Here is a 14,237-nt window from a genome sequence, read left to right as displayed (position 1 = left end):
GACAGCCATTCCCCCAACTCGTCCAGTAGTGGCTAAAGGACCTCGAGCTGGAAAACCGTAACCGACGACGATCACAGGTCACTCCCTGCCTCGTGTGAGTACGCGCAGCTCGAGGTGTACCGCGTTCAGTCGTCCCACTGGGCGGCGATCCAGACACGCTGCGGTCTGTTGAACCATGTGATCTGTCCGCCGACGACCGCACACTCACTGTCCTTGCCGAATTGGTCGACGACCACGAGGCCCGACGGCGTTCCACCGACGACAGGCATATAGGTGCGGAACAAGGGCGAGTGGCCGTAGCACTTGATCTTCCCCACTCGGCTGCGCTCCACACGGTAGTCGTCGGCGCGGTTCCAGAACTGCAGCGTCGTGCCGGGCGTGAGCGCCATGAGCATGTCGTTGACATTACTCGTCAGCTCGGCGGCGGTGGGGCTCGGCGCGACGTGCGGCGGCCGAGTGATGTATCCCGTCGACAGGCCGATCGCCACGATTGCGCCCGGGGCGCCGCATCCGACGTGGTCGTTCGAGAAGTTGCGCTTGGTGCCGTCGGCCTTCAGTACATCCTCGATCGTCTGCCACAGCGTGTAGAACATCTGCCCGCCGCTCAAGACCAGGGTGCGGTCGAGGACCCCCGTGCCGTCGATGTCTTTCGCGGGAACATCCTGGGGGAAGCACGCGATCCAGACCTGCTCGAGATCGCGAGCGCGCCCCGGCGATGCGTCGGGCGGTGGGTTGGCGTTCAGCAGCATGCGCGGTGCGGCGGCCAGCGCCTTCTTCACCCGCGCGGAGGCCGTGGGATCGTCGGGCCACGCGTTCTTCATGAGGTCACGGGTGACCTGCGACGTTTTCAGCCCCTCGTTGGTGAGCCGACCGCCGGTCATGCGGTGATCCACGAACGCCCGCGTGGCACGACGCAGCGACATGTATGTGCAGCGGTCTTCGCCCGGAGCCGGAAAGACGGGGTCGGTGAGGATCTCGTCCTTGAGCGGTCGCCGCAGGATGACGTGGGTCGGGGCGGCGGTCGACAGCGGAACGGCTGTCGTGCCGCTCTTGACGCTCCACGCCTTGGGAGTCGCGCCCGCGAGGAACGTCGTCGGCAGCGGCGTGAACGACCTGAGCGACAACGTAGGGATGGGTGGCGGCGCACCACCACCCGGGTCCTGGGGCACGTACACCTCGCCGTGAGCGGGCACCTTGAGAGTGATGGATGCCGCCGGCCCCGTGCTGACGACGGCGCTGCGGGGCGGGAAGAGCACCGAGAAGTTCGGGATCTTCTGCCACGTGCGAGTGATCTGGAACGGGAAGTAGCGGCGCGCCGCCGGCCACGCCGTGAGACACGCGTCGGGGACCGCGGTGCCGACCGCGGCATCGATCATGTGAGGCCGCAAGACCCGGTACGCGTGGCGCGCCGGAAGGGGTGCATTGCGCGGATGCCGGGTGTCAGTCGCATCGATGCCCGGCGCCAGTGCGTCGAGCGCCGCGTCTGGGCCGTCCTGCGGTGTCTGCGCCCGGGCGATGACGATCTTCAGCACGACTTTGCCGTCGGCGGCCATCACCACCGTCGGCATGTCGTGCGCGATCACGTCGTCGTCGGTCGCCTTTTTGCCCAGGCGCAGAACGGGCTGGTACTTGCCCTGCAGAAACCGCGAGACGGCATGCTTTGGCCACTCCGGCCGCGTCGGCTTTACGGAAGGCGGCGGGGTGGCGACGTTGTCCTTCTTGAGCTTCGTCGTCAGGGTCGTCAGTAGGAACGACTGCGTCAGCTGGATCGGGGAGTAGAACGCCGCGTTCGGCTGCACCTCGAGCGCGGATCCGTGATCCAGCAGCGCCTGCGCGGTCCAGGCATCCATCACCATCACCCGCAGCGAGCCCCGGGTGCGCCAGGTTGCGAAGCCCGCCGCTGTGAGATCCGTTGCCGCGGGTTCGGGCAATGCCCCCGGCGCTGCCGGGTCGGCCGTGAACGTCATGGCGCCGGGAAACAGCGGCCGCAGCTGGGGAGCGCCGGACAGCGGGTCGGCGATCGTGAACGAGACCTCCATCGTCGCCGGTCCGTCGATCGGGCCCTCGCTGACGGTCAGGCTGCCGGGCTTGACGCGGGCCTGGTCAGAGGCAGTAAGGAAGAACCGCAGGAAGTCCCGGTTGCCGCTTGCCGTGGTCACCCCCAGTCCCAGGGCCTTCAGGATGTCGTCGACGACTGTCATCATGCACCTCCTGTCGCGATGATTTTCGCACACCTGTGCGGCGCGCGCACCACCGGTCTTTCGGCGACCGCGGCACACAGCGCCCGCATCGCGAGGCGCCCCTGTTGCCGGGAAGAAGGTTCGGCTAGAGTGTGGCTAACGTCGCGCTTGTTCCGGGATGACACCGCGAAGTCGACCTTCATGGTGACCCGGATCGGGGGGCGCGCCGCGGACCGTGGCCAGTGCACTGGCTGCCTGGCAGGGGGCGTTCGATGACTCTCGACATCAGAGTTGACCCACAGACCGCGTCCTTGTTGACGGCAATCGGGGTCACGGATGCCGATGGACAGCTGGTCGGCGCCTGGTTCGATAACCCGCTCATCGCCGTCCGCCAGGTGCTCTCGAACCCGACCCAGCGTGCTGCGCTGCTGCGTCTGCTCGACGACCTGCTGACTCCGGATCCGAGCCTTCCAGGGTGGTATCCCCTGCTCGATACCGAGGTCGGGAATCTTTACCTGACCGTCGAGAACGACGTCGTCGGCGTCGCGGCGGCGCTGCACAGCGGAGTGCTCGGCTCGGGCGTAGGCCAGGTGCAGGGCACTGTGCGCGTACCGCTCATAAGTGTCGCGGGTGACTTCGAGGCGATCGCGGGCACTGCCGAAGGGCCCCTGCTCATCGGCGTCGACGTCGGGTTCACGGATGTCGCGATCCCGATGTCGCGCATCGGCGCGGCCGTGACCGTGCACCTCGACGACACCGCGGCGCTCGGCGTTCAGGCCGGCGTGCGGGTGACCGTCTACGACTTCAACCTCGGCGGCGGAGACCCCGTCGACCTCGTGATCGAGTCGGCGAGGGTCGGGGCCGATCTCATCAGCGCCCTGAAGCTGCTACTCGAAGAGGTCGTCGACCTGCTCGTCGCCGAAGCCGGGGGCAACGAGCAGCTCGCGAGGCTCGGCGACCACCTGTTCGAACTTCTAGGCATGAGCCGCGATCCGGCATCCGACATCCCGGCCCTTCCGATCGAGGATCTTTTCCAACGGCCCGGGGCAGTGCTCGACTGGCTCGTCGACATAGTCGACACACCCGACACGCTGACCGCATGGGCGACTCATCTCGCCGGGCTCATCGGCGACGACTTGGAGATGACCGGTACCGGAGAAGAGGGGTCGCCGTTCCGGGCGCGGCTGCTCGACTCCGACGTCGTCGACCTGTTCCTGCTGCTCGAGGTGTCGGCGGATCGCCAGCTCGAGATCGGGCTCGAGGTGCGTGTCGACGCCGGGCCCGTGGCGCTGTCGGCAGTCGCGACGGTGCTGCGAATCCCGTTGCCCGCGGTGCCGGGCGTGCCTGCCGATCCCAGCGCACCGCCGCGGTTCACCAGACTCGCGCCCGAGGTCACCGTGGGCCTCGTCGCGCCGACCGCCGGCAACCTCGTCGACGACGCGCCCGCTCTGCAGATCGGCCGGGTCGGCGCGGGATTCCGGCTCGTCGACGGCGACGTGGAGCCGTGGCTCGAAGTCTCGGGGGTGGTGATCGACGGCGACGACTACGGCGCCGTCAGCCTCGCGGACGCCGACGCGGTCATCGGGGTCGCATCGGGTGCCGCGCTCAGCGTGCTCGAGGACGCCCTCGGCGACGTACCGGTCGCGGGAGCGCTACTCACGCTGCTCGGGCTTCGCCGGCCCATTCCCGACAACACGTGGCCGCTGCTCGATCCGGCAGCCCTCGGCCGGGGCCCGACAGTCGCGCTCGGTGGGCTGCACCGGGAGCTGCTGGCGAGCACCGCGCACCCCTGGTCGCACATGCTCGAGCAGGTCGCGGTGCTCGTCGGACTCGCGCCCGCCGTCTCCGGCAGCGGCAGGACCGACGAGCCGTGGGTCACACCGATCGCCACGGCGGGGTCGGTCACTCTGTCGCTCGCGGCGTGGAACGCGCGCGTCGACACCGATCCCGCGGGGCTGCAGCGGCTGCGCCTCGGGATCATGGCGGGAGCGACCCAGGGCGTCTTCCAGGGGACGCTGCTCCTTGAGCTGCTGGCGATCGACCTGCCCGAGACGGGCTCGGGCTTGGTGTCGCTCATCGGCCGCTCCCAGCTCGCGATCCAGCTCACCCCAGACGGGCCGCTCGACCTGTCGGGCCTCCAACTGACGGCAGGACGCGCCACGGCGATGGTCGGCTGGCGACCGGGCGAGGCTCCCGTCTGGCGGGTGGGCATCACCGATGTCACCATGACGGTCGACGGCGGGACGTTTGGTCCCTACGCCTTCGAGCTGCCGGGCCTCGAGCCCGACCTCGGGCTGGGCGACGATGCCATCCGCCTCCTCGGTCAGCTCCTGAGCTCCGCTCTGCGTTCGTGGGCGGGCAAGCCGGCCTACGTCCTCACCGCGCTGCTCGGCATGCACCGCGACCAGCGCGAGCTCGCCGACGACTGGCCGCTGCTGAGCGACCTGTTCACGGGCGCGGGACAGCTGCAGCAGCTGCTGGACGACCCGCGCACGGTGCTGCGCGCGCACCTCCAGCGTCTGCTGACCGGCATCTCCGCAGACGACACCGCCTACGTCACCGCTGTGCTGCAGCTGCTCGGACGCCTGCTGCCCGACGACGTCTCGCTCAGCGGGCTCGGCGGCGCGGTCGGCGACCTCGACTCGTCCACGCTGCGCTCGATCACCGGCAACGGCAGCTATGACGACCCGTGGGTCATCCCGATCGTCGAGAGCACGAGCGACGACTCCACAGGCGTGACGAAGGTCGACGGCCTGGTGTGGCTCGATCCCGCAGGACCGCCCGCCGAGTGGATCGCCGCCCTCGCACAGGTGGCCGACGCGGTAACAGACGGCGAGCTGCTGACGAGCTTCCTGTCTCGCGCCTCGGCCTTCCACCCGCGGCTCGCGACGCTCCTGCGCGGTCGCAATCCGGATGCCGTCGCGGTGGGCTTCGATGACCTCTCGGCGTGGCTCATCGAGGGCGACGGCCTGGTACCGCTCGTGTCGCAGCTGCCCGACGGCTGGGTGCACGGCACGACGGTCGGCTCCCCGCACGGCCTGCTGCCACAGGACCCCGCGGTCATCAGTCAGGTCGTCACGCGGCTGGCAGCAGCGACCGGGCCCGTGCTGATGATCGCCCCGCCGTTCGCCGACCGCACGATCTTCGTCGACATGATCCGCGCCGTGACCGGGGCCCCGCCCAGCGCGGGACGCCACTTCGACCTTCGCGCGCTCCCCGACCCCGCAGAGGTCGACCTGACCCAGGTGGTCGCGGTCGCGGGCGTGTACACGGCAGACCTCCTGCCCGACAGCGCGGTGACCGAGGTGGAGCAGCTGCGCCGGGTCGCGCAGCGCATCCGTACCCTCACCGGGCAGGCGCCGCGCGTGGTGGGCCACTCGACGTCGGGCGTGGTCGCCCGCACGCTGGCCGCCGACGATGCGAGCCTCGTCGCGGGGCTCATCACCCTCGGCTCGCCACACGCCGGCTCCGACCTGTTGCCGCTCGTCGACGACATGACGGCGGATGCCGTCCGTGCCGCCTCGTCGGTGTCGGATGCCATCTCGACCAGCACGCTCGGCAGCGTCGTCAGGTCGCTAAACGGCCTGCTCGACGGCACCGGGGGAGCGCTCGGCGGGGCGATCACGCCGGTCTGGTTCGCGGGTGCCGCGATGGACATCGTCGACACGGTCCCGCGCTTCGCGATCGGCTCTCAGCTCGACGGAGACCTGATCGGCCTGCTGGTCGGCTCGACGATCTCAGGGCTCGCCGCCACCGCGCCGCCGACCCACGTGAGCTTCGGCATCCGTCTCGGCCTCACCACCCCGCACTCCGACGAGGACGGCTCCGACCCCGACGTGCCCCGCGACATCGTGCTCAGCGCGGATGCGCGGCTCGATCTCGCTCGTGTTCGTCTCGTCGAAGGCGCCGTCGAACCGGCGCGGCCCGCGACGGCGCTCAGCGTCAGCACCGCGACGTTTCGTCCCAACGGCTGGCTCGTCGGCGCGGGCACTCTACCCGACGGCCAGATCTCGGCGCGCGTGCGGCTGATCGAGGCGGGCGTCACGGTCACCCCGGGCGGTGCGCCCGCGACGGGGACCCCCGGTGCCGATGTCTCGGCGGGCGGCCTCGGCATCAAGCCCTGGCTGCGGCTCGTGGATGCCTCGGTCGACGCCTCTCTCGTGCGCGAGGCGATCTCACTCGGCGACGACGGGCTACGAGAAGCCCTCGATGCAGTGCTGGCCGAACTGCGATCGGCGCCCGCCAACCCCGCAGCGCAAGCCGTACTCGACCTGCTCGAGGCGGCCGGTGCGACGATCGCCACCACGGAAGGGCCGCGCGCGTCGATCCAGGGCATCACGGATCTCGCGACGGTGCCGATCCGCACGCTGACCGAGCGCCGCGCCGCGCTGGGGGCGTGGCTGCGCGGCACCCTCGGCGATCCCGACACGACCGGCATCGACCTCGGCGGCCTGGACGCGGGCGCGCTCTCGATCACGCTGCCCGAACTGCCGCTGCGCCTGAGCCTCGACGACACCACCATGGTGGTCCGCCTCGAGACCGTGGAAGACATCACGCTCACCGAGCCCTTCCAAGTCGGCGGGCACATCGACTTCGACACCCGGACTCTCGCGGCGACGCTCGACGTGTCCCTCTTCGCGGGGCCCACAGTGCTGCGTCGCACAACCGACGGCACGATCACGGTGAGCGGCGCCCCATACATCGCGAGCCCGATCGTGATGCGGCCCTTCGACGGCGCGGTGCTGCAGTCCCGACTAGTCGAGCTCATCCCCGATCTCGCGGTGTCTGCCGTGGTGACCGCTGTGCTCGGCGACATGGCATCGAGCGGCATCTCGGTGCCGCCCATCAGCGCGCTCGTGCGCGACCCCGTCGGGTGGCTGAGCAGCACGGCCGCGCTCGGCACGGCCACGGGACTGCTCGACGGCGACACCATCAACGACCTCCTGCGCACGATCGCCGGGGCCCTGGGCCTCGACGACGCCCTGGGTCTGGCTCTTCCCGGCGGGTTCCTGCTCACGGCCTCTGGGAGCGACCCGCTGCACGTGCAGCTGTCGGGCGCGTTCGTCGAGGACTCCGACGTCGTCAGCGCCACCGTCCGGCTCGGGCTCGACCTGCGCACGGCCGGTCCGGTGCCGGACGACGTGCAGGTGACGCCGGCCGGCGACATCACGATCGACCTCACGCTGCCGGGCGACTGGGGCGACCTCTCGATCGCGTTCGGTGTCGCCGCGTCGGGCGTACGGCTCGTCGTCACGCCCGACAACGTCGGTCAGATTCAGCTGCTGCCGACCGTCACGGGGCTCGGCGAACTGCTCGGAACGGCGGGCGCGGCGCTCGTGCCGAAGGTGCTGCAAGAGATCACGGATGCGCTCATGCCGAACGCGCCACACCCCGTGCTCGACATCGCGCTGCAGATCGCCGAGGCGCTCGGCATCTACGACCCCGCTGCCGGCGGATTCGTCGGCGCCGGGCAGGCGGCGCAGCTGCGGAGCATGCTTGACCCCGACTGGCTCCAGGCGCAGGTGACCGATCCTGCGCTCATCATCGGGCACATCCAGAGCCTCTTCCCGAGCGGCGCCAACCCGGGCGTCATCCCGCTGCCCGCCGGTCACCGGATCACCCGCGTGGAAGACCGCCTGCGGTGGGAGATGGACCTCTTCGCCGGCAGCGTGCTCGGCGCCGAGCTGGGCTGGGCCGCCGCCGGACACCCGCAGGTGCTCGTGTCGCTCACGGGTTTCGACACGGGTCCCGTCACGATCGGCGAGGCCCGGCTCGGCTACCTCGATGACTTCGAGGGGCTCGTGCAGGCACGGCTCGAGGTCGGCGATCCGATGGACTGGTTCACCCCCGAGGTGGCGTTCAGCCTCGTCGGCGACCGGGTCGGCCTGCGAATCCTCCCGCTGGGTGACGAGGCGGCGGACCAGGTAGCGGTCGTGCTGGTGCCGGTCCCCGACCTCACCCTCACCCCCGAGGGAGGACTGCGGCTGGCGGGTTCGTGGCTGCTGCCGCTCGTCATCCGGTATGTCATCCCCCAGCTCGAGGCGCTGCTCGAGCAGGTGCTGTGGAGCGACGGACCGAGCGCTCGGGATCTCCTGGCCGGAGCCGGAATCATCACGAGCGCCACGGGTCCGCTGCGCATCGTCGCGCGGTTCCCCGAGCCGCCCGTCATGGGCATCGGCGCCCTCGAGGCCGCGCTGTCGGGCGTCGGCGTGCAGCTCACGGAGGGACTCGACCTCCAGTTCGCCGAAGACGACGGTCGTCTCGGCATCCGTCTGCAAGGAGCCGTGACCATCCCCGGAGACGTGTCGGTCACGATCCTCTTCGGCGAACAGCAGTGGATCGGCGACGACGCCGGCATCACCGCTTGGGTGATCGGCCCCTCGCACACCCCGGCCATGCCGATCGCCCCGGCCCCTGGCCTCGACGTCATCGGCGTGGGCCTGCGCATCTCGGGCGCCGACGACGATCACCCGCTGTTCGGCGGCGAGGAAGACAGCGTCGTACAGCTCGGAGGCATCGGCGCGATGTTCTTCGGCAACTTCGCATTCTGGGACCCGGCGACCAGTCAGGCGACGTTCGCCGTTGACAGCTTGGGTGCCGCCGTGGAGTTCGACAACACCGCCATCCGAGTCAACGGCAGCGACGGCGACTCGTTCGTCGCGAAGCTCATTCCGCAGGAGCTCGGCGCGGGCTTCACCATCGCCGTCGCGTACCGCAACGATCGACTGGAGGTGCACGGCGGGCCAGGCGACCTCGAGAACGGCATCCAGCTCACCTTCCCGTTGAACGTCAACGTCTTCGACGTCATCCTGCTTCGCGAGCTGTACCTCGCTGCCGTCTTCGGAGACCGCACCGACATCGTCGCTGCGCTCTCGGGCAATGCTGAACTCGGCCCCATCGCCGTCACGGTCGACCGCGTCGGACTTCGCGTCACGATCTCGGGCTCGGGTGCCGTGCTGTCGTTTAAGGCACCCGACGGCTTCGGATTCTCGCTGGATGCCTCGACCATCCGTCTCGGCGGCTTCCTGCTCGTCGACGAGGCGCGCGGCCGGTACGTCGGCGCGCTCGAGATCGCGGTGCTGCAGAAGTTCTCGCTCACCGCGATCGGGATCATCACCACCAAGAGGCCCGACGGCTCACCAGGGTTCTCGCTGTTGATGCTGATCACCGTGACGCTGCCGGTGCCGATCCCGCTCGGCTACGGGTTCTTCTTCGCGGGTGCGGGTGGCCTTCTGGGGCTCAACCGCGGCATGGATGTCGACCGTATCCGCGATGGCCTCCGCACCGGCACGGCCGACTCCATCCTGTTCCCCACCGACATCATCAACCGCATCGACGTGATCGTGCGCGACCTGGAGGAGGCCTTCCCCGCGCAGGAGGGTCACTTCCTCATCGCCCCGATGGGCATGATCACGTGGATGAACCCGGCGCTGGTCACGCTCAAGATCGGCATCATCCTCGAGATCGCCCCGCAGCCGAACATCGCCCTGCTCGGGGTGCTGCGCCTCGCGCTGCCCACGCCCGACGAGGCCGTCGTCGACCTCAAGGTCGCCTTCATCGGCGGTATCGACATTGGCGCGAGCCTGCTGTACTTCAACGCGGCGATCTACGACTCGTTCATCGGCTACGCCGACTTCAAGCTCAGCCTCGAAGGCGACATCGCGATCCGGCTGTGCTGGGGTGCCAAGCCCGATCTGGTCGTTTCGATCGGCGGCTTCCACCCGAGCTACAAGCCGGCATCCCATCTGAAGCTCCCGGCCATGCGCCGGCTCACGCTGTCGCTGCTGAAGGGCAACCCGCGTCTCACGCTGAAGCTGTACTTCGCGGTGACGAGCAACACGATCCAGTTCGGCGCCCAGCTTGCGTTCTTCGTCGGCGTCGACGGGTTCTCGATCAGCGGCGATCTGGGCTTCGACGTGCTGGTGCAGTTCGTGCCGTTCCTCATCGAAGCGCACATGTGGGGCAGGCTCGCCGTCACGGCGGGCGGCACCGACGTCTGCTCGATCAAGTTGGATCTGCAGCTGCGCGGGCCGACGCCCTGGTACGCGCACGGCACCGCGAGCATCGGCTTCCTGTTCTTCTCGATCAGCGTCGAGGTCGAGGCCAGGCTCGGCGACGCGCACGAGACGAGCATCCCGGCCGAGCCCGTGCTGTCGAAGCTGCTCGATCAGTTCCGCGATCCGCTCAACTGGACCGCGTCCCTCGCCGCATCCGCGTCGGTGGGCGTGACGCTGATGCCGCTTCCGAGTGGTGCTCTCGTCGTGGATGCCGCCGGGCTGCTGTCGGCGCAGCAGAACCTCATGCCGCTCGAGACCGACATCGGTCTCGTCGGCAAGACCCCGCCGAGCGATGTGCAGCGGGTCTCGATCACGGGGCTCACGTTCGGCACCACTTCGCCGCAGCCCATCACGTTCGCCGATGTCACGGCGCCCTTCTCACCCTCGACGTTCGCGGGCTCGACCAGCACCAACCCCGACCTGCTGACGGCTCCCGCCTTCGAGGATCGTCCGAACGGCGTGCGGGCGAGCTCCGGAGAGTCGCTTGAGGCGGACTTCGTGCTGCACCACCCGCAGGCCTTCGAGATGATCGTGATCGACGACCCGGATCCGGGCGCGCCGACGCCGCCCGCCGTGCCGGCGAATCCGAAACTCATGTTCTCGAAGCTCATCGCCGGGGGCGCGATCGCGAACTCGGCCGGGTCGCGCCTGCAGGCCAAGCTCAACGAGGGAGGCAGCGTGCGGCAGGCGGCGGTCACCGAACAGCTCTTCGCCGTGACGGCCAAGGACTCGCTCGCGCCCGTCGGTGCGGCGGGCGAGCCTGTGGCCGAGACCGTGCTGCTCAGTCGCACCGACGCCGAGCAGCGACTTGCGAACATGCCCGCCGACGGGCGCCGTTTCCAGATCGTCCCGGGGGTGCAGGTTGGCCTTTGAACTGCCCGAGTACAGCTTCCTGCCGTGGTCGCGGCGGGGCATCGCGACGCGGGTCGACCAGGTCGACCACCTGGGAAGCACCCCGAATGCGGGGCCGAAGGATCGCGCCACGCTGACGGCATCCATCACGCTCGAATCTGTCCCGATTCCGGGTGCCGCACCGCTCGCGCCCGCCGCCGTCAGCCAGCAGGTGTCGCTCGTCGGCCCGGGTGACATCAAGAACTTCCGACCGGATACCGTGCTCCGCGTCATGCCCGTGGCCGGCAGCGTCAGCGCCAGCCCGGGTGAGCTCGCGTACGTCGAGTTCTACGACGAGGACTTCCCGTGGCGGTACACCCCCGCCCGCGCCACGGTCGACCACAAGTTGCGGCCATGGGTGGTGCTGCTGGTGCTCGCGGAGGGGGAGTACTCGCTCACCCCCGTACCCGGTGAGGTCGCGATCCTCACGGTGAAAGACGCTGCGCCGCTGCCGAGCCTCAGCGAGACATGGGCGTGGGCGCACGTGCAGACGAGCGGCGACCTCCGCGGCGGCGACGCCGGGGACAAGCTCGACGCGAAGGTGACGCAGGCTCCCGATCTGGCACTGTCGCGGCTCATCAGTCCCCGCCGGCTCGACCTCAACATGGGGTACCGCGCATTCGTTGTGCCGGCCATGGAGGCCGGCCGGCTCGCGGGCCTCGGCTCGCCGGCCGCGCCAGGCACGATCCCGGCGCAGCAGCCGTCGTGGGGGCAGGGGCAGCCGCGCGTGTTCCCCGTGCTGTTCGACTGGAGTTTTCGCACCGGCGAACTCGCCGACTTCGAGGTGCTCGCGCGGCGCCCGAGGGCCTTCCGGATCGAATCCGGAGCGTTCGGCACGCGCGATCTCGACATCTCCGACCCCGGCGCCGGTGTCGAGGTGCCTGCGGGCACCACGGTCGGCTTCGAGGGTGCGCTTGCTCCGGTCGCCTTTGACAGCCGCGTCACGTATCCCGCATCGCCCGGAGCGCCCGTCATCAACCAGTTGCGCGAGGTCGTCGACCTCTCGGTCGAGTTCCGCGACAGCGGCGCGGACGGTGGCGAGGACCCGATCGTGACGCCGCCGGCGTATGCGCGCAAGCACGCGGGCCTGGAGCGCGTCGCGGATGCCACCACGCCCGACACTCGCTGGGTGGCCGAACTGAATCTCGACCCGCGCAGCAGGGCCGCCGCGGGGCTCGGCGCCGAGATCGTGCGCCTGCGCGACGAGGAGTACATGGAACGTGCCTGGGCGCAGGTGGAGCAGCTGGGTGCCGTCAACCAGCGCCTGCGCGAGGCTGATCTCGCCATCACCGCGAGCGACCGGGTCTACGTCAAGCACATCTCGCACTCCAGTACCGACCGGCTCATGGGCCTGAGCGCCGGGGTGCAGTCCGCGCTCCGCGCCGCCAGCACTGGCGATACGACGGTCCGCGGCGTGATGGATGCGAGTCGCGTACCGGCGGCCGCGCAGGCGCCCGCCTTCCGGCGGATCACGCGCCCGGCTCGCCCGCTTATCCAATCGCTCGCACCGGGATCCGTGATCGAAGCCGGGCTCATCGGCCACCTCAACACGTTCGCCGTCTCGGCCGCACCCGACATACCCGAACCCGTGCTGGGCGTCGCGCCGACGCTCGTGCAGGCCGCGGTCGCGGCGGTGGCGGCCCAGGTGCCGCACGGCCGCGACGCGTTCCCCGTGCTGGCGGGGACCGAGGTGGAAGCCCGCCGGGGCGCCGGCACGCTGGCGGGGACGACCCTTGCGCAGCTGCGCGCGGCCATCCGCGCCCGGATCGACCTGGAGTTCCCGGCAGCCGTCGCCGCCAATGCCGAGATGCGCGCCGAGGCCATCGCCCTCGGCGACTCTCTGACGACGCTCACAATCGGAACCGGGAGCGATCCCGCTCTGCTGTCGCTGCCCGACGCGACGTTCACCCAGTACTACGGGCCTAACATCGACGGTAAGAACTACCTCGGTGTTGTCATCGCTCGCGGTGCTACCACGACGTTCACGGCGCTCGCCCAGACCGCCGACTTCGACAATGCCAGCAACTTCGCCGCGGCCCTCTCCGACTTCTCCGCGCTCGCCACATCGCGGCCCATCCCGACACCGGCCGCGGCGCTCACGGCGCCCGACACCTTAGCCACGCAGGTGGCGATGCAGCTGCGGCCGCTCGTGGCGATGATCGCGCGGGTCGCGACCGTGGTGGAGGACGTGGATCTGGATGTGGATCTCGCCAACAACCGCCACCTCACCCCCGTGATGGCGTACCCGACGTTCGACGACCCGCTGTTCGAGCCGCTGCGGGTGCTCGGCCAGGACTACATCATCCCCAACATCGCCGATCTTCCCGCCGAGTCGATCGCGCTCATGGTGCCCAACGTGCGCTTCATCGAGGCGATGCTTGCCGGTGTCAGCACCGAGTTCGCCCGGGAGCTGCTGTGGAACGAGTACCCGACCGATCAGCGTGGCACGTACTTCCGCCGGTTCTTCGACGCGGCCGATGCCGGCGACACGCGGCCGCCCGATATACCGGAGCTCCACCGCTGGAGCGACGACCTGGGTGAGAACTCGCCGCAGCTGTCGGGCCTGCTGGTGCTAGTCGTCCGTGCGGAGCTGCTCGTGAAGTTCCCCGACACGATCGTGTTCGCCCAGCGCGGCAAGTACGTTGGATCGGGCGCGAGTAGGCCGCGCACGCTCGACCTGAACGGCGAGATCCGCTACCCCGTCGTGCGCGGCGGGCTGGATCCCGACATCTCGCTGTACGGCTTCGAGATGACGCCCGCTGAGGCGGCGGGCGATGACACCGACGCCGGCTTCTTCTTCTGCTTCATGGAGCGCCCGGGGAGGCTCCGCTTCGGGCTCGACGTCGACGAAGACGCCACGACGCCGCCTCCCGCCCTCGCCAGCTGGAAGGACCTGAACTGGAAGCACCTGCAGCTGCTGGCGGGTCAGGTGCCCGCCCAGGTGCTCGTCGGGGCGAACGCAGGGCTCACACCGGCCACGGGCGGGCTTCCGGCCTGGGGGCTGACATCGGCCCACATGGCATCGATCCTCTGCCAGAACCCGGTGTGGCTCGCCAGGCACGCCACCGACATGCTGCCCGTCGACTGATGCCGAGGGAGGGACGGATGC

Annotated in this window: 3 protein-coding genes; 2 read left to right on the top strand and 1 reads right to left on the bottom strand. The window is 69.8% G+C overall.

Annotated elements, in window-relative coordinates; all coding sequences use genetic code 11:
* Positions 1 to 125 precede the first annotated feature (125 nt).
* Positions 126 to 2,204: a hypothetical protein gene (locus QNO00_RS16830; protein ID WP_284025360.1), complete on the bottom strand. Its 2,079-nt coding sequence runs from the start codon at positions 2,202 to 2,204 to the stop codon at positions 126 to 128.
* Between the two features lie 248 nt (positions 2,205 to 2,452).
* Here QNO00_RS16830 and QNO00_RS16825 point away from each other — a divergent pair, with 248 nt between their 5' ends.
* Together QNO00_RS16825 and QNO00_RS16820 are read left to right on the top strand one after the other, a co-directional pair.
* The gene (locus QNO00_RS16825) at positions 2,453 to 11,110 is read left to right on the top strand and encodes a DUF6603 domain-containing protein (RefSeq protein WP_284025359.1); all 8,658 of its coding nucleotides are present in this window, start codon (positions 2,453 to 2,455) and stop codon (positions 11,108 to 11,110) included.
* Positions 11,100 to 14,216 carry a hypothetical protein gene (locus QNO00_RS16820; protein WP_284025357.1) on the top strand — a complete coding sequence of 1,039 codons (3,117 nt, stop codon included), beginning with the start codon at positions 11,100 to 11,102 and terminating at the stop codon, positions 14,214 to 14,216. Before QNO00_RS16825 ends, QNO00_RS16820 begins: the two co-directional genes overlap by 11 nt.
* The last annotated feature ends 21 nt before the right edge of the window (positions 14,217 to 14,237 follow it).

Source organism: Arthrobacter sp. zg-Y1219, assembly GCF_030125545.1.
Classification (GTDB): Bacteria; Actinomycetota; Actinomycetes; order Actinomycetales; family Micrococcaceae; genus Arthrobacter_B.
Note: the sequence above shows the minus strand (reverse complement) of the source record. Positions and strands in the feature narration are given on the sequence as shown.